The organism is Streptomyces echinoruber (genome assembly GCF_014651135.1).
GTDB lineage: Bacteria > Actinomycetota > Actinomycetes > Streptomycetales > Streptomycetaceae > Streptomyces > Streptomyces echinoruber.
In genome coordinates this window covers 118,685-134,179 of the sequence record NZ_BMWH01000003.1, presented here as the reverse complement: position 1 = coordinate 134,179, position 15,495 = coordinate 118,685, and the positions used below count along the sequence as shown (strand labels likewise).

The 15,495-nt window shown below is 74.1% G+C and carries 16 protein-coding genes; 6 read left to right on the top strand and 10 right to left on the bottom strand.

Translation table 11 applies throughout. The features are described from left to right. Positions 1 to 89: 89 nt before the first annotated feature. The 8 genes from def to IE225_RS05640 all read right to left on the bottom strand — a co-directional run bounded on the left by def (position 90) and on the right by IE225_RS05640 (position 7,957). A complete protein-coding gene (def, locus tag IE225_RS05675; RefSeq protein ID WP_190056221.1) occupies positions 90 to 740 on the bottom strand; it encodes a peptide deformylase in 651 nt (216 codons plus the stop codon). Positions 741 to 870: 130 nt separating this feature from the next. Next, positions 871 to 1,854, bottom strand: a complete 984-nt coding sequence (locus IE225_RS05670; RefSeq protein WP_190056220.1) for a tetratricopeptide repeat protein — start codon at positions 1,852 to 1,854, stop codon at positions 871 to 873. A 102-nt stretch (positions 1,855 to 1,956) separates the two neighbouring features. Next, positions 1,957 to 3,189: an HD-GYP domain-containing protein gene (locus IE225_RS05665; RefSeq protein ID WP_229879293.1), complete on the bottom strand. Its 1,233-nt coding sequence runs from the start codon at positions 3,187 to 3,189 to the stop codon at positions 1,957 to 1,959. 77 nt (positions 3,190 to 3,266) lie between these two features. Beyond that, complete coding sequence (locus IE225_RS05660) at positions 3,267 to 4,640, bottom strand: HD-GYP domain-containing protein (RefSeq protein ID WP_190056218.1); 1,374 nt, start codon at positions 4,638 to 4,640, stop codon at positions 3,267 to 3,269. Positions 4,641 to 4,989: 349 nt separating this feature from the next. Then, positions 4,990 to 5,298 carry a mycothiol system anti-sigma-R factor gene (gene rsrA, locus IE225_RS05655; protein ID WP_190056217.1) on the bottom strand — a complete coding sequence of 103 codons (309 nt, stop codon included), beginning with the start codon at positions 5,296 to 5,298 and terminating at the stop codon, positions 4,990 to 4,992. After that, positions 5,295 to 5,990: an RNA polymerase sigma factor SigR gene (sigR, locus tag IE225_RS05650; RefSeq protein ID WP_190056216.1), complete on the bottom strand. Its 696-nt coding sequence runs from the start codon at positions 5,988 to 5,990 to the stop codon at positions 5,295 to 5,297. The genes rsrA and sigR overlap by 4 nt, the downstream gene beginning before the upstream one ends. Positions 5,991 to 6,390: 400 nt before the next feature. After that, positions 6,391 to 7,017 (bottom strand): alpha/beta hydrolase family protein, encoded by a 627-nt coding sequence (locus tag IE225_RS05645; RefSeq protein ID WP_190056215.1) that lies wholly within the window; start codon positions 7,015 to 7,017, stop codon positions 6,391 to 6,393. A gap of 85 nt (positions 7,018 to 7,102) precedes the next feature. Further along, entirely contained in the window at positions 7,103 to 7,957 is an 855-nt protein-coding gene (locus IE225_RS05640; protein ID WP_190056214.1) for an SOS response-associated peptidase, read from the bottom strand. A 53-nt stretch (positions 7,958 to 8,010) separates the two neighbouring features. Between IE225_RS05640 and IE225_RS05635 the strand changes: the two genes are divergently transcribed. The 4 genes from IE225_RS05635 to IE225_RS05620 all read left to right on the top strand — a co-directional run bounded on the left by IE225_RS05635 (position 8,011) and on the right by IE225_RS05620 (position 11,675). Beyond that, positions 8,011 to 8,778, top strand: coding sequence for a M50 family metallopeptidase (locus IE225_RS05635; RefSeq protein WP_229879272.1), 768 nt, complete (start codon positions 8,011 to 8,013; stop codon positions 8,776 to 8,778). Positions 8,779 to 8,844: 66 nt separating this feature from the next. Then, a complete protein-coding gene (gene aroA / locus IE225_RS05630) occupies positions 8,845 to 10,161 on the top strand; it encodes a 3-phosphoshikimate 1-carboxyvinyltransferase (protein ID WP_190056213.1) in 1,317 nt (438 codons plus the stop codon). A gap of 18 nt (positions 10,162 to 10,179) precedes the next feature. Further along, a complete protein-coding gene (gene rsgA / locus IE225_RS05625; RefSeq protein WP_190056212.1) occupies positions 10,180 to 11,190 on the top strand; it encodes a ribosome small subunit-dependent GTPase A in 1,011 nt (336 codons plus the stop codon). A 161-nt stretch (positions 11,191 to 11,351) separates the two neighbouring features. Then, a complete protein-coding gene (locus IE225_RS05620; protein ID WP_190056211.1) occupies positions 11,352 to 11,675 on the top strand; it encodes a DMT family transporter in 324 nt (107 codons plus the stop codon). A 141-nt stretch (positions 11,676 to 11,816) separates the two neighbouring features. Here IE225_RS05620 and IE225_RS05615 read toward each other — a convergent pair whose 3' ends face one another. After that, a complete protein-coding gene (locus tag IE225_RS05615) occupies positions 11,817 to 12,422 on the bottom strand; it encodes a TetR/AcrR family transcriptional regulator (protein WP_190056210.1) in 606 nt (201 codons plus the stop codon). Between the two features lie 181 nt (positions 12,423 to 12,603). Between IE225_RS05615 and hisN the strand changes: the two genes are divergently transcribed. Both hisN and IE225_RS05605 read left to right on the top strand, forming a co-directional pair. Continuing rightward, a complete protein-coding gene (hisN, locus tag IE225_RS05610) occupies positions 12,604 to 13,404 on the top strand; it encodes a histidinol-phosphatase (protein ID WP_190056209.1) in 801 nt (266 codons plus the stop codon). 165 nt (positions 13,405 to 13,569) lie between these two features. Continuing rightward, the gene (locus IE225_RS05605; protein ID WP_190056208.1) at positions 13,570 to 13,962 is read left to right on the top strand and encodes a CBS domain-containing protein; all 393 of its coding nucleotides are present in this window, start codon (positions 13,570 to 13,572) and stop codon (positions 13,960 to 13,962) included. A gap of 39 nt (positions 13,963 to 14,001) precedes the next feature. Here the strand turns inward: IE225_RS05605 and IE225_RS05600 are convergent, their stop codons facing one another. Beyond that, complete coding sequence (locus tag IE225_RS05600; RefSeq protein WP_190056207.1) at positions 14,002 to 15,456, bottom strand: catalase; 1,455 nt, start codon at positions 15,454 to 15,456, stop codon at positions 14,002 to 14,004. Positions 15,457 to 15,495 lie beyond the last annotated feature (39 nt).

Here is a 15,495-nt window from a genome sequence, read left to right as displayed (position 1 = left end):
CAGTCGTGCCCGGTCGGGCCCGGCCGGGTGCAGGCATGCCCAGCCGGGTGCAGCCGGATTCAGTCGTGTCCAGCCGGGCGCAGCCGGATTCAGTCGTTCGCGACGACGGGGTAGCGCGGCTCGTTCTCCGCCATCTGCCGCAGCACGTCCTTGCGTTCGCGCTTGGAGAGACGGTCGATGTAGAGGCGGCCGTAGAGGTGGTCGGTCTCGTGCTGCAGGCAGCGCGCGAAGTAGCCGGTGCCGCGCACCCTGATCGGGTTGCCCCGCTCGTCCTGCCCGGTCACCTCCGCGTAGTCGGGCCGCGCGAGCGGCGCGTACGCGGTCGGCACCGACAGGCAGCCCTCGTTGCTGTCGTCCAGCCGGCGCTTCTCGGCGGGCAGGTCGACCAGCCTGGGGTTGCAGACCACGCCGACGTGCCGCACGCCCTCGTCGTCCGGGCAGTCGTAGACGAAGACCTTCAGATCGACGCCGATCTGGTTGGCGGCCAGGCCCACGCCCTCGGCGGTGCGCTGGCTGGCGAACATGTCCGCGACCAACTGCTGGAGTTCCTCGCCGAAGTCGGTGACGTCCCGGCACTCCTTGTGCAGCACGGGGTTGCCGACGACGGTGATCGGCCGCGAGGTGCCGCGCTCGCGCCAGGCCCGCTCGCGCTCCTCGCAGTCCTCCGTGTCGATGACGTATCCCTCGTCGTCGACGGGGAGCACGCCCGCGTGCTGCTGATCGGTGTCCTGCTGCGCCATGACCGACGTACGCCTTCCTCAGTGACCAGGAGTGTGGAAACCGCGGGTCTCCGGCTGCCGCGGAGAGCCACCCGCGAAGGGATGTGCCTGCGAAGATGCACAGGGTGCGGATACAGGGTACGGCGACCGCTCAGCAGACCTCTTCCAGGTCCCGCCAGTCCCGGGTGTCCGGGCTGTCCGCGACCCACCCGTCCAGCAGGCCCCGCACCAGCGAGGCCGGCGCGGCCAGCCCGCACTCGCGCTCCGGCACCCACAGCTGCCCGTCGGTGCGGTGGCCGAGCGGGCCGGGGTGGCCGGGCTCGCTGTGGTCGTGCGGGTCGGGCCGGGGGACGCCGTCGCCCTCGTCGGAGGGCATCCGCGACTCCGAGCACAGCCGGCACAGCAGCCGCACGGAGGACGACCAGTCCTCGGCGGCGAACCCGGCGTCGGCCGCGAGCTGTTCCAGCGCGTCCCGGTCGGCCTCGGTCGCCGCCTCCAGCAGCACCACCCACGTCGGCACCGGCGAGGGCGCCCACAGCTCGATCTCGTCGAACACCGGGTAGGCGTGCCCGGTGGCCGTGACCCGCTCCCCGTGGGGCACGCCGTCGTGCAGCACGACCTCGCCCCAGCGCCGCCCGGAGGACGGCAGCGGGATGGACAGCACCTCGATCCGCGCCGGATCCAGCCGCCGCCCCCACACCACCTCGGCCTCGCCCTCGGGCGACAGCCGGACGGCCCCGCTGCCCAGCTCCATGCCCAGCGGCTCACCGGGGGCACTGGCCCCTCCGGGCACGCGCAGCCCATACGCCTGCCAGGCGCGGCGGGCCAGCGGCCAGTCCTGCAGGGCGGTGGCGGCGATGCCGACGTTCCACCAGTCGGGTGCCCCGGTGTCCCGGTCGAGCAGCGCGACGGCCCTGAGGCCGGCGGCCCGGGCCTGCTCCCAGTCGTGCCGGAACTTGTGCAGCAGGGCGAGGTTGAACCAGGACTCCGACCGCCACGGCTCCAGGTCGGCGGCGCGGGTGAGCAGAGCACCCGCGTCCTCGTACCGCCCGTCGCCGATCAGGCTGAACGCGCGGTCGGTGGCCTGCCGCCAGGAGGCGCAGGGCCGGTGCCGTCCCTTGCCGAAGATCCTCACGATTCCCGCCTGCCAGTTCTCACGGAGTGGGCCGGCGTGCCCCCGGACACCCTCTCCCGCATCCAACCACGTACGGCCTCAGGGGCGCTCATTACCCATGGGTTACCCACTCGTGAGCGGGATCAGACCGTCCCGGCCCTCCCGCGCGAGCACCCTGGCCAGCGCTTCCACCACCTCGGGGGCGTACTCCCCCGCGGTCGCCAGCCGCAGTTCCTCCAGCGCCTCCAGGGGGGCGCCGGGCCCCGCGTGGCGCACCTTCTCGTCGTACGCGTTCACCACCCGCACGATCCGCGCGGGCAGCGGCTGCTCACGATAGGGGTCGGCCTGCCGCTCCACCACCTCGGCGACCGCGGCGGCCGCCCCGGTCTGCCGGACGACGGCACCGCCGAGCAGGGCGATGCGCCGCTGCTCCGCGGCGGGCAGGCCGGCGGTGGCGCCGGCGGGCACCGGGTCGACGAGGCTGAGCTGCCCGATGTCGTGCATGAGCGCCGCGTACTCCAGCACGGTCAGGTCGGGCTCCCCCAGTCCCAGGTCGCGTCCCACGGCCCGGCTCAGCGCGGCCACCCGCCGGGCGTGCCCGGGCGGGGTGTACCCGGCGATCTCGGTGGCGCGGGCGAGGCAGGCGATGGTCTGCCGGTAGGTGGCGCGCACCGCCGCGTACCGGCGGAAGGCGACCTGGGTGAGCAGCAGCGGCAGGCTGAACACCGGCAGCGCCCACAGCCCGGCCACGGCCACCGCCGGCGCCATCACCGCGCCGGTCGCGCACACCGCCGAACCGATCCCGGGCAGCGCGCGCAGCTCCTCGCGCAGCAGCGGCCCGAACGGCCACCGGGTGCGCGCGTGGGCCAGCGCCGCGGCGAGCACGGCGTCGCACAGCGCGGTCAGCGCCAGCAGCCCGGCCGGCAGCAGGGCCCAGGCGGGCCCCCGCCAGGCGCGCAGCACCCCCTGGTCGGACAGCGGCTGGAAGCACACGGCGGTGAAGCCCACGGTCAGCAGCCGCCGCGCCAGGTGGTCCGCCGTGCCGGGCCGCCCGCGCGCGACGTGCGGCACACCGCCCAGCAGCCCGGCGGCGCCCACCACGGCGACGACCTGGAGGGCGCCGTGCCCGGCCGGCCGCCCCGCGTTCTCCCCGAGCAGCGCGTACGCCAGCGCCCCGGCCGCACCCAGCGGCGCCGGCTCCCGCACTCCGGCCCCCGTCCACCGGGTCAGCTCCCCCACGGCGACGAGCGCCCCGAAGGCGCAGGCGACGGGGCGCTCGTCGAGGCCGTGGCGGAGGGTGACGGCGAGGGAGACGAGCGCGAGGAGGGCGGCGCAGGTGTGGATGAGCGGGAGCAGGAGGACACCCGGGGCGGGGCGGGCGGAGACGGCGAGGACGGCAGCGGGGACGAGGGGGTGGGGACGCCGGCGCGGGGTCACCGGTGCGCTTCCGTCCGGTCGGCGACGGGGCCGTCGGGCGCGGGCACCCCGCGCGGGGGCAGGGCCTCGTCCGCCGTCACCGCGGGGCACCACCCGCGGCGTGCGACCGCCCGTACCAGCGCCGTGACCATCCGGGGGTCGAACTGGGCCCCCGCGCACCGCTCCAGCTCCGCCAGCGCCGCGTCGACCGGCCGCGCCCGCCGGTAGGACCGGGTCGAGGTCATCGCGTCGAACGCGTCGGCCACGGCGACCACCCGCGCCGGCTCGGGAATCTCGCCGCCCGCCAGTCCGTACGGGTACCCGCTGCCGTCGAGCCGCTCGTGGTGGTGCAGGATCGCCGACCTGGCCTCGCCGAGGAAGGAGATCCCGCGCACGATCTCGTGCCCGTACTCGGGGTGCAGTTCGATGACCCGCCGCTCCTCGGGCGTGAGCGGCCCGTCCTTGCGCAGGATCCGCGTGGGCACGCCGAGCTTGCCCACGTCGTGCAGGATGCCGGCGAAGCGGAGGACCTCGACGCGCTCGTCGTCCATGCCCAGCTCCCGGGCGATCATCACGGAGGCCTGCCCGACGCGCTCGCTGTGCCCGCGCGTGTAGCCGTCCTTGATGTCGACGGCCTGCACGAGCGCGCGGATGGTGGCCTGGTGGGCGGCCCGTTCACGGTGGTACTGGGCGGACGCCCACCAGGACACGCACATCGGCAGCAGCACGAGCAGCGCGGCGAGGGGCCCGTAGGGGCTGCGCCACAGCACGGCCATCATCAGCCCGGCGAGTCCGTGCACCGCGACGGGCGCCAGGGAGCGCGGCAGCAGCCCGCGCCAGGCCCGCCGCACCGGCGCCCTCCCCCACGGCCCGAGGGGTGGGGGCGGCGCCCCCGCGCCGAGGGCGACGAGGCCGCCGTCGAGCGCGGTCAGCACCAGGCAGAAGGCGAGGACCGCGGCACCGGCGGGCGCGAGGACGTACGGGAAGTCGGCGCCGGCCACGGCGTCCCGCCCGCCCAGTGCCCCGTGCACCCGGGAGGCGGCGGCGACGGCGACGGCGAGCCGCGCGGCCCGCCAGACCCGGCGCAGCAGCACGGGCCGCCGCTCGACGCGGGACAGCAGCGCCCCCGGCAGCGCGACGAGCGCGGCGGCGGGGGGCGGCAGCAGGAACGCCCCGGCGAGCAGCACGGGGTGGAAGGCGGGAGCGAAGGCGGGGTGGGCGGTGCCGGCGAAGCGGCGCCGGGCGACATGCTCGCAGCCGGCGTGGAGCACGGCCAGGAACAGCAGCGCCCACCAGGGCGGACGCACCGCCGGCAGGGGCAGCACGCACAGGACGGCGAGGCACGCGACACCGGCGACGTACGCGCGTGCCCGCGCCGGTACCGCCTCCATGCCGTCCTCCCCGACCGTGTCCCTGTTCCGGCTGGAGCCTAGGCCGGACGGGGGAGGAAACGGGCCGATAAGCCGCTGATTAGCACGTTCGGGTGATGACAGGAGATCACGGACGATGACGGCCGGATACCGCCGGGCCGCCGGACACATCCGGGCCGTCGGACACATCCGGGCCGCCGGACACATCCGGGCCGTCGGACGCACACGGGCCGCCGGGCGCGCCCGTACCGCCGGACACACGCGGGCCGCCGGGTGCGCCCGCGCCGTACGACGCGCTCACCTTTCGCGTTGCGCGGCGCGCCCGCTCCAGCGCGGGATGGGCGCGCTCTCAGGGCTCAGGGCCCGGGGCTCAGGACTCCTGCGGCGTGACGGGCGTCGCCGGGACGTCGCTGTCGGGGACCTGGCCGGAGCGGATGAGCTCGATGCGCTGCATCACCTTCGACCGCAGGTCGCTGGGCACGTCGTCACGTCCGCAGCACCGCTTGACCAGCTTCTTCACGGCCTTTTCCAGGCCGTACTTCTCCAGGCAGGGCGAGCATTCCTCGAAGTGGTGCTCGAACTTGGTGCAGTCGGCATCCGGCATCTCACGGTCGAGGAACTCGTAGAGATGATCCAGGATCTCGCTGCAATCCACCTCGTGCGGCTGTCCGCAGCTCATGATCCCGAGCCTTTCACTTCGTCCGACTCCCCGGCACCGGCCGGGACGAGCCCGCGCTCACGGGCGTAGTCCTCCAGCATGCCGCGCAGTTGGCGGCGGCCCCGGTGGAGCCGGGACATCACCGTACCGATGGGTGTCCCCATGATGTCCGCGATCTCCTTGTACGCAAAGCCCTCGACGTCCGCGAGATAGACGGCGATGCGGAACTCCTCGGGGATCGCCTGCAGCGCCTCCTTGACGTCCGAGTCGGGCAGGTGGTCCAGCGCCTGCGACTCGGCGGAGCGCAGACCCGTCGACATGTGCGACTCGGCACGCGCGAGCTGCCAGTCCTCGATCTCCTCGGCCGCGCTGCGCTGCGGCTCGCGCTGCTTCTTGCGGTACGAGTTGATGAAGGTGTTGGTCAGGATCCGGTACAGCCACGCCTTGAGGTTGGTGCCCTCGCGGAACTGGTGGAAGGACGCGTACGCCTTGGCGTAGGTCTCCTGCACCAGGTCCTCGGCGTCGGCGGGGTTGCGCGTCATGCGCAGCGCCGCCGAGTACATCTGGTCGAGATACTCGAGCGCGTCCCGCTCGAAGCGCGCGCTGCGCTCCGCGGTCGTCTCGTCGTTCCCGGGCAGCCCGGTGCTTCGGCCCTCGGGCAGTTCCGCCTGGCCGTGCTCGGTCCCTGCGTCGGTACCGGTGACCGGACCCACCTCCTCCAGCGATGTCGTCGGACCGAATCCGGTCCCAACAGAATCGGAGAATAGACGACCCGCGCTCGAAGGCGCTTGCGGATCCGCTCCGCCCGCCGTCCGGGCAGGGACGGTCGTGGCCGTGTGCAGCACCGTCCAGTCCAGGCCGGCGCGGTTGCTGCCACGGCTCGGGCAGTAGGTCGAACCCATGCGGCGGACTTCCTCTCCTGAGACGTTTGCGTGCCGGTGGCCGGCGCGTCCGTTCGCCTCAACAGTGGTCGTGCCGTCGACATTCCCGTTCCCTCACACGAGTGCCCCGGTCACACGGGGTCCCCGGTCACATGGGGCCCCTGGTCACACGGGTTCCCCGGTCACATGGGGGTCCCCGGTCACACGGGTCCCCTTCACGCGGGTTTCCCGGTCACACGAGGGTCCCGGTCCACCTCACGACGGCGTCGGTGAGAGTCCGCAAGGCCTCCTCCTGCGTCAGCGGCGCCCGCTTCGGCACCGCGAACCCGTGGTCGCCGCAGGGCACCTCGACGAGGTCGTACGACCCCCGCGGGAACTCCTCCGGCCTGCCGAACGGGTCGCGGCCGCCCTGCACGACGAGGGTGGGCACGCCGGCGCCGAGCAGCTCGTCCGCCCGCGACCTCTCCGGCCTGCCGGGCGGGTGCAGGGGGAAACTCAGCGCGAGGACGGCGCGGGCGCCCAGGTCCCGGGCCGTGCGGCAGGCCACGCGGGCCCCGGCGCTGCGCCCGCCGGCCACCACGGGCACCCCGGGCCCGCCGAGCGCCGGCCACACCCCGCGCCATCCGGCGTCCAGCGTCCCCGGCGCCGGTGCCACCTTCTTCCCGGCCACCCGCCAGGGCTGCTCGACGAGGGCGACGGTGACCCCGTGCCCGGGCAGCACCCGCGCCAGCGCCTGGAGGTCGCGTGCCTCGACGCCGCCGCCGGCGCCGTGGCCCACGGCGAGCACGAGCCGGGACCGCCGCGCCCGGTGCCAGGTGATGCGCGCGGTGCCGGCGTCGGTGTCGACGGTCTCGCTCACGGCGGGGACCGGGTCGGCGGTCGCGGCCGGGGCAGGGGCAGGGGCAGGGGCAGGGGTCGGGGTCGGGTCGGGAGAGGAGGTCACGTCAGAAGAGTGTGCCCTCTTCCGGCGCCGGCAGCTCCTTCAGCAGCTCCGGCCCGTTGTTGCGGACGTTGCTGACCGCCGTGGAGACGGGGTAGGCCCGCAGGAGACCCGGCGGCGGGGGCGCCAGCAGGGCGCGCAGCTCGTCCGGGTCGGTGCGCGCCGGGTCCAGCCAGGCGTCCCAGCGGTCCGGGGTGAGCATCAGCGGCATCCGGGGGTGGATGTCGGCCAGGGAGCGCGGCCCCTCGGCGGGGGCGACCGCGAGGGGGGTCTGCTCGGCCTCGGTGGTGATCACCGTGCACGTCGCCCACCAGGCCCGCGGATGGTCGTCGGGCAGCGTCCGGTCCCGCCAGAACTCGTACAGGCCGGCCATCGCGAACACCGATCCGTCCGCCGGTGTCACGAAGTAGGGCTGCTTGCGGGGCCGCTTGCGCCTGCCCTCGACCTCCAGGTCCCGCTCCTCCTTGCCGGTGACCCACTCGTAGTAGCCGTCGGCGGGCAGGATGCACCGCCGGGCGGCGAAGGCCCGCCGGTAGGCCGGCTTCTCGTGCACGGTCTCCGCGCGGGCGTTGATCATCCGGGCGGCGCCGTCGGGCGACTTGGCCCAGGACGGCACGAGGCCCCAGCGCAGCCGGCGCAGCTGCCGAACCGGCCGCGGATCGCCGGCGTCCTTCAGGGGGCGGTCGAGGACGACGGGGACCTCCTTGGTGGGCGCCACGTTGTAGTCGGGTCCCAGGGCCTCTTCGGGCTCCCTCCCCCAAGCTCTCGGCTCCGCTCGAGCAGGGGGGACCCCCATCTCAATCCCGAAGACCCCTGCGAGCTCCTCGGGTCTGCGACTCGCTGCATACCGTCCGCACATGTGTGCAACCCTGCCAGACGCCGCACGACCCGGAGGGAGCAACCCCGAACCCCATGGACAGTTCGACCAGTTCGACCAGTTCGACCAGCCCGACCCACCTGGCCGGCACCGTCCCGGCCGCGCTGCCCGATCTCTGGGACCGCCTCACCGGCACGCAGCCCGCCCCCGACCTGTGGGTGGTGCTCGCCACCCTGGCCGCGGCGCTGGTCCTCGTCGTCCCGCACGGCCCGTGGCGCATCGCGCGCAACGCGATCACCATCGCGCACGAGGGCGGCCACGGCCTGGTCGCCCTGCTCACCGGCCGCACCCTGACGGGCATACGGCTGCACTCCGACACCAGCGGCCTGACCGTCAGCCGCGGCAAGCCGTACGGCCTCGGCATGATCCTGACCGCGGCGGCCGGCTACACCGCCCCCTCCCTGCTCGGCCTGGGCGGCGCCGCGCTGCTCGCCGCCGGCCGCATCACGCTGCTGCTGTGGGCGGCGACGGCCCTGCTGCTGGCGATGCTGGTGATGATCCGCAACGCCTACGGCGCGCTGACCGTGGTCCTGACCGGCGGCACGTTCCTGCTGGTGTCGTGGCTGGCGGGGCCGCAGGTGCAGGCCGCGTTCGCGTACGCGGGGGTGTGGTTCCTGCTGCTGGGCGGGGTGCGCCCGGCGTTCGAACTGCAGGCCAAGCGGGCGCGCGGGGGCGCCGGGGACTCCGACGCGGACCAGTTGTCGCGGCTGACGCACGTGCCGGCGGGGCTGTGGCTGTTCCTGTTCCACGCGGTGTCGCTGAGCTCGCTGGCCGGCGGGGGCCGGTGGCTGCTGGGGCTGTGACCGGGCGGCGGAGCCGCACCCGAACGACGGACGGTCCGCCCAATCGCCTCCTTATAGAGTGGGCCCATGGCCCCGAACCCCGCACACACCGCCCTTTGGCCCGCCCCGCACGCGAGCGGAGCCGTCGACGCGACGGTCCACGTGCCCGGGTCCAAGTCGGTCACCAACCGCGCCCTGGTGCTGGCCGCGCTGGCCTCCGAGCCGGGCTGGCTGCGCCGTCCGCTGCGCTCCCGCGACACGCTGCTGATGGCCCAGGCCCTGCGTGCGATGGGCGTGGGCATCGAGGAGGGGGTCGGCCCCGACGGCACCGGCGAGTTCTGGCGGGTGATCCCGGCCGTCCTGCACGGCCCGGCCACGGTCGACGTGGGCAACGCGGGCACGGTGATGCGGTTCCTGCCCCCGGTGGCCACGCTCGCCGACGGTCCCGTCCACTTCGACGGCGACCCGCGGTCGCACGAGCGTCCCCTGCACGCCGTGATCGACGCGCTGCGCGCGCTGGGTGCCCGGATCGACGACGACGGCCGCGGCCGACTGCCGATGACGGTGCACGGCGGCGGTGCGCTGGACGGGGGGACGGTGGAGATCGACGCCTCCGCCTCGTCGCAGTTCGTCTCCGCGCTGCTGCTGTCCGGCCCGCGCTTCAACCAGGGCGTCGAGGTGCGGCACGTCGGCCCCTCGCTGCCGTCGCTGCCGCACATCCGGATGACGGTCGACATGCTGCGCGCGGCCGGGGTGCAGGTGGTCACGCCCGAGTCGGGCGGCGAGCCCCATGTCTGGCGGGTCACCCCCGGGGCCCTGCTCGGCCGGGACCTGACCATCGAGCCCGACCTGTCCAACGCGCAGCCCTTCCTGGCGGCCGCGCTGGTGACCGGCGGCCGGGTCGTCATTCCGGACTGGCCGGCGCACACCACCCAGCCCGGCGACCGGCTGCGGGAGATCTTCACCGAGATGGGTGGTTCCTGCGAACTGACCGAGCAGGGGCTGGTGTTCACCGGTTCGGGTGAGATCCACGGGATCGACGTGGACCTGAGCGACGTCGGCGAGCTGACCCCCGGCATCGCGGCCGTGGCCGCCCTGGCCGACTCCCCCTCCACCCTGCGCGGGGTGGCGCACCTGCGGCTGCACGAGACGGACCGCCTGGCCGCGCTGACCAAGGAGATCAACGAGCTCGGCGGTGACGTCACCGAGACCGCCGACGGCCTGCGCATCCGCCCGCGCCGCCTGCACGGCGGGATCTTCCACACCTACGAGGACCACCGCATGGCGACGGCCGGCGCGGTCATCGGCCTCGCGGTGGAGGGGGTGCAGATCGAGAACGTGGCGACGACGGCGAAGACCATGCCGGAGTTCCCCGAGCTGTGGACCGGGATGCTCGAGGCGTAGGGACCATAGGGACAGGGCATGCGTCGCTACGGCAAGCACACCGACGAGGACGACATCCGCACCCGCCCCAACCGCCGGGGCAACCGGCCGCGCACCCACATCCGGCCCAAGCACGAGGACGCCGCCGAGGGCATGGTGCTCACCGTCGACCGCGGCCGCCTGACCTGCCTCGTCGACGGCCGCACGGTGATGGCGGTCAAGGCCCGCGAACTGGGCCGCAAGGCCGCCGTGGTCGGCGACCGGGTGGCCCTGGTGGGCGACCTGTCCGGCGACAAGGACACCCTCGCGCGCATCGTCCGCATCGAGCCGCGCCGCTCGGTGCTGCGCCGCACCGCCGACGACGACGATCCCTTCGAGCGCGTCATCGTCGCCAACGCCGACCAGCTCGCCATCGTCACCGCCCTCGCCGACCCCGAGCCGCGCCCGCGCCTCGTCGACCGCTGCCTGGTCGCGGCCTACGACGGCGGCCTGGAGCCGCTGCTGGTGCTGACCAAGTCCGACCTCGCCCCGCCCGACGAGCTGCTGGAACTGTACGGCGCCCTGGACATCCCGTACGTCGTCACCAACCGCGAGGAGCTGGAGAACGGCGACGCCGCCGACCGTGTCCGCGCACACCTCGCCGGCAAGGTCACCGCGTTCGTCGGCCACTCCGGCGTCGGCAAGACCACCCTGGTCAACGCGCTGGTCCCACAGGACCGGCGCCGTACGACGGGGCACGTCAACGCGGTGACGGGCCGCGGCCGGCACACCACGACCTCGGCGCTGGCACTGCCGCTCACGGGCGCGGACGGCTGGGTCGTGGACACGCCGGGCGTACGGTCGTTCGGCCTCGCGCACGTCGACCCGTCCCGGGTCATCCACGCCTTCCCCGACCTGGAGCCGGGCACCGAGGACTGCCCGCGCGCCTGCAGCCACGACGAGCCGGACTGCGCGCTCGACGCGTGGGTCGCCGAGGGCCACGCCGACCCGGCACGGCTGAACTCCCTGCGCCGGCTGCTGGCCACGCGGGAGCGGCGGGAGGGCGACTGACCTCCGCGTTGCGGGAGGGCGACTGACCTCCGCGTTGTTTGCGGGGACGGGACCGTGGCAAGGGCATAATCGCACCGAGCCGGACGCCGGGGCCGCCCCGGCGGGTCCCGCCGGGGCCCGGCCAGGCGGTCACGGAGCGCGGCGAAACGGGAGGACAGCACATGGCGTGGCTGCTGGTCATAGTGGCCGGGTTGCTCGAAACCGGCTTCGCCGTCTGCCTCAAGCTGTCCCACGGTTTCACCCGGGTCTGGCCGACCGTCGCCTTCTGCGCCTTCGCCCTCGGCAGTTTCGGCCTGCTCACCCTGTCCCTGCGCAAGCTCGACGTGGGGCCCGCCTACGCCGTGTGGACCGGCATCGGCGCCGCCGGCACCGCCGTGTACGGCATGGTCTTCCTCGGCGACGTGGTCTCCACGCTGAAGATCGTCTCCATCACCTTCGTCATCGTCGGCATCATCGGGCTGCAGCTGTCCGGCTCGGCGCACTGAAGTCCGGCGCACTGAAGTCCGGCGCGCCGACATCCGGCGCACCAGGCTCGGTGCGCCCAGAGGCCCGGTGCACCCGGGTTCGGCGCACTCAGAGGCCCTGCGCACCCGGGTTCGGCGCGCCGGGGCCCGCCGCCCGCGCGGCTACGCCCCCTGCTGCCGGTGCAGGACGCCCCGCACCAGCTCGGCGACGCCCTCGTCCGGCGGGGCCGCGACGCAGGACAGGGCGAGCCGGACGACCAGTTCGCAGCTCCGGGCGGCCTCACCGGTCTCCGCCGCGCCGGCTCCCGGCCCGGACAGCGCCGCCGCGGACCGGTCCCGGACGGCCGCCACCAGATCGCCGGGCGAGGGCAGGGGCCCGTCCGCGCGCCGCTGCGCCGGCACCGGTGAGGACGACGGCACCGCCGTCAGCGCCGGCGCCGGCAGCCGTTCGCTCCAGCATCCGGTCAGCAGGGCCCGCACCAACGCGCTGTCCCGTGCCGCCGACACCGTCCACTCGGCCACCGCCACCAGCCGCTCCCGGGCGTCGCCGTGCCCCGCCAGCGCCCGGTCGACCCCGGCGAGGAAGCCGTCCGCCTCTCGGCGCACCAGCGCCCGCGCCAGTCCGTCCTTGCTGCCGAACTCGTTGTACAGCGTCTGCCGGGACACCCCCGCCGTCGCGGCCACGTCCACCATCCGCACCGCCGGCCACGGCCGGCGCGCCAGTGCCGCGCAAGCGGCCTCCAGTAGCGACTCCCGCGCTGCAGGCATCCTCCGCCTCCCTCGGGGCGAGCGGCTCTGCGCCCAGAGTTGACGGGGCCTCGGGGGCTGTCAAGTGGGTGCGACGGCCGCGGCGGACCAGCCGGCGGGCGGCCCTCGCGCCGGTGCCGGGAGCCTGGCGCACCGGCCCCCGTGTGGTCTGTTTCCGGCCGGGGCGGATACCGTTCGTTGCATGCCCGACTACCTCGACGACCTCCGCTTCGCCCACGTCCTCGCGGACGCCGCCGACGCCACCACCATGGACCGCTTCAAGGCGCTCGATCTGAAGGTGGAGACGAAACCGGACATGACTCCGGTGAGCGAGGCGGACCGGGCCGCGGAGGAACTCGTCCGCGGCCACCTGAAGCGGGCCCGCCCGCGGGACGCGATCCTGGGCGAGGAGTACGGCGTCGAGGGCACCGGGCCCCGCCGCTGGGTCGTCGACCCGATCGACGGCACGAAGAACTACGTCCGCGGCGTTCCCGTCTGGGCCACCCTGATCGCCCTGATGGAGGCGGCGGAGGGCGGCTACCAGCCGGTCGTCGGCGTCGTCTCCGCGCCCGCCCTCGGCCGCCGCTGGTGGGCGGCGAAGGGCCACGGCGCCTTCACCGGCCGCAGCCTGTCCTCCTCGACGCGCCTGCACGTCTCGCGGGTGTCGAAGCTGGCGGACGCGTCGTTCGCGTACTCCTCGCTGGGCGGCTGGGAGGAGCAGGGCCGCCTGGACGGCTTCCTGGACCTGACCCGCGCGGTGTGGCGCACGCGCGCGTACGGCGACTTCTGGCCGTACATGATGGTCGCCGAGGGCTCGGTGGACATGTGCGCGGAGCCGGAGCTGTCCCTGTGGGACATGGCCGCGAATGCGATCATCGTGACGGAGGCCGGCGGCACCTTCACCGGCCTGGACGGCCGCCCGGGCCCGCACAGCGGCAACGCGGCGGCGTCGAACGGCCTGCTCCACGACGATCTGCTGGCGTACCTCAACGCGCGCCGCTGAACGCACGTTTCCCGCACGCGCGCCGCCAACCGGCCGCGCGCGCCCCCTTGTTGACCCCCGCTTTGCCTGTCACGCTGAGGACTCCCCCACTTGTGAACTTGTGAGCCCCCGCGGGTCCCGGTGTGGGCTCCGCTGCCCGGGTTCCGAAGGAGGTGGCTTTTGTCCATGCTCGTCCGTGACGCCATGAGCACGGTGGTCCTCACCGTCGGTCCCGCACACACCCTCCGCCAGGCCGCCGCCCTGATGTCCGCCCGCCGTGTCGGCGCCGCCGTCGTCCTCGACCCCGACGCCGGCGGCATCGGCATCCTCACCGAACGCGACATCCTCAACTCCGTCGGCCTCGGCCAGGACCCGGACGCCGAACCCGCCCACGCCCACACCACCACCGACGTCGTCTTCGCCACCCCGACCTGGACCCTGGACGAGGCGGCCCGCGCCATGGCGCACGGCGGCTTCCGCCACCTGATCGTCCTCGACGGCGGCGAGCCGGCCGGCATCGTCTCGGTCCGCGACATCATCCGCTGCTGGGCCCCGGCCCGCCGGCGGGTCCCGGCCTGAGCACGGGTCCGGCCCGTCGTCCTCCCGGGTACGGGCGGGTCAGCCGCGCAGCGCCCGCACCGCGTTCTCCAGCCGCTTGCCGAAGTCGGCGTCGGCCTGCCGGAAGTTGTCGACCGCGCGCTCGACGACGTCCTCGCGCGAGACCTTGGCGAGGGAGCCGGCCAGGTTGCCGACCAGGCGCTCCTTCTCCTCCTCCGACATCAGCCGGTAGAGGTTGCCCGCCTGGACGAAGTCGTCGTCCTCGGCGTGCACCGGCGCCGCGTGGTTGCCGGTGCCGGCGGTGAAGCCGTCGAACGGCTGCCACAGCGGGCGGTTCGTCTGGAGCGGGCCGCCGAAGCTGTTCGGCTCGTAGTTCTTCGCGCCGCCGTGCCGGCCGTCGTACAGGAAGCCGTCCCGGCCATGGGTGCGCGCCTCGGTGGCGTGCGGGCGGTTCACGGGGAGCTGGTCGGCGTTGACGCCGACGCGGTAGCGGTGGGCGTCGCCGTAGGCGAAGAGGCGGCCCTGGAGCATCTTGTCCGGGGACGGGCCGATGCCCGGCACGAAGTGGGCCGGCGAGAAGACCGACTGCTCGACCTCGGCGAAGATGTTCCGCGGGTTGCGGTTCAGCTCCATCCTGCCGATCTCGATCAGCGGGTAGTCGCCGTGCGGCCACACCTTGGTCAGGTCGAACGGATTGAAGCGGTACGTCGCCGCCTCGGCCGCCGGCATGATCTGGACGTACACCGTCCAGCTCGGGTACTCGCCGCGCTCGATCGCCTCGCGCAGGTCCCGCTGGTGGGAGTCGGGGTCCTTGCCCGCCAGGAGGTCGGCCTCCTCCTGGGTGAGGCACTTGATGCCCTGGTCGGTCTTGAAGTGGTACTTGACCCAGAAGACCTCGCCGGCCTCGTTGTTCCACTGGAAGGTGTGCGAGCCGAAACCGTCCATGTGGCGGTACGACGCCGGGATGCCGCGGTCGCCGAACAGCCAGGTCACCTGGTGCGTGGACTCCGGCGACAGGCTCCAGAAGTCCCAGACGTTGTCCGGCTCCTGGCTGCCGGTGTACGGGTCGCGCTTCTGGGTGTGGATGAAGTCCGGGAACTTGATGGCGTCCTTGATGAAGAACACCGGGGTGTTGTTGCCGACGAGGTCGTAGTTGCCCTCCTCGGTGTAGAACTTCACCGCGAATCCGCGCGGGTCGCGGACGGCGTCCGCGGCGCCGAGGCTGCCCGCCACGGTGGAGAAGCGCACGAAGACCTCGGTCTGCTTGCCGACCTCGGAGAGGAACTTGGCGCGCGTGTACCCGGTGACGTCGGCGGTGACCGTGAAGGTGCCGTAGGCGCCGGCGCCGCGGGCGTGCACCACGCGCTCGGGGATGCGCTCGCGGTTGAAGTGCGCCAGCTTCTCCAGCAGAAGCTGGTCCTGCACGAGGACCGGGCCGCCGACACCCGCGGTCTCGCTGTTCTGGTTGTCGGCCACGGGTGCCCCGGCCTCCGTCGTGAGCGGTCCCTGCGTCACTGGCGCCTCCTGCGTCACTGCATACCAAAGTTGTTCCAT

Coding starts and splice junctions, on each gene's coding strand:
- def (WP_190056221.1), bottom strand. CDS start 740: ATGGCGCAGCAGGACACCGATCAGCAGCACGCGGGCGTGCTCCCCGTC.
- IE225_RS05660 (WP_190056218.1), bottom strand. CDS start 4,640: ATGGAGGCGGTACCGGCGCGGGCACGCGCGTACGTCGCCGGTGTCGCG.
- rsrA (WP_190056217.1), bottom strand. CDS start 5,298: ATGAGCTGCGGACAGCCGCACGAGGTGGATTGCAGCGAGATCCTGGAT.
- IE225_RS05640 (WP_190056214.1), bottom strand. CDS start 7,957: ATGTGCGGACGGTATGCAGCGAGTCGCAGACCCGAGGAGCTCGCAGGG.
- IE225_RS05635 (WP_229879272.1), top strand. CDS start 8,011: ATGGACAGTTCGACCAGTTCGACCAGTTCGACCAGCCCGACCCACCTG.
- aroA (WP_190056213.1), top strand. CDS start 8,845: ATGGCCCCGAACCCCGCACACACCGCCCTTTGGCCCGCCCCGCACGCG.
- rsgA (WP_190056212.1), top strand. CDS start 10,180: ATGCGTCGCTACGGCAAGCACACCGACGAGGACGACATCCGCACCCGC.
- IE225_RS05620 (WP_190056211.1), top strand. CDS start 11,352: ATGGCGTGGCTGCTGGTCATAGTGGCCGGGTTGCTCGAAACCGGCTTC.
- IE225_RS05615 (WP_190056210.1), bottom strand. CDS start 12,422: ATGCCTGCAGCGCGGGAGTCGCTACTGGAGGCCGCTTGCGCGGCACTG.
- hisN (WP_190056209.1), top strand. CDS start 12,604: ATGCCCGACTACCTCGACGACCTCCGCTTCGCCCACGTCCTCGCGGAC.
- IE225_RS05605 (WP_190056208.1), top strand. CDS start 13,570: ATGCTCGTCCGTGACGCCATGAGCACGGTGGTCCTCACCGTCGGTCCC.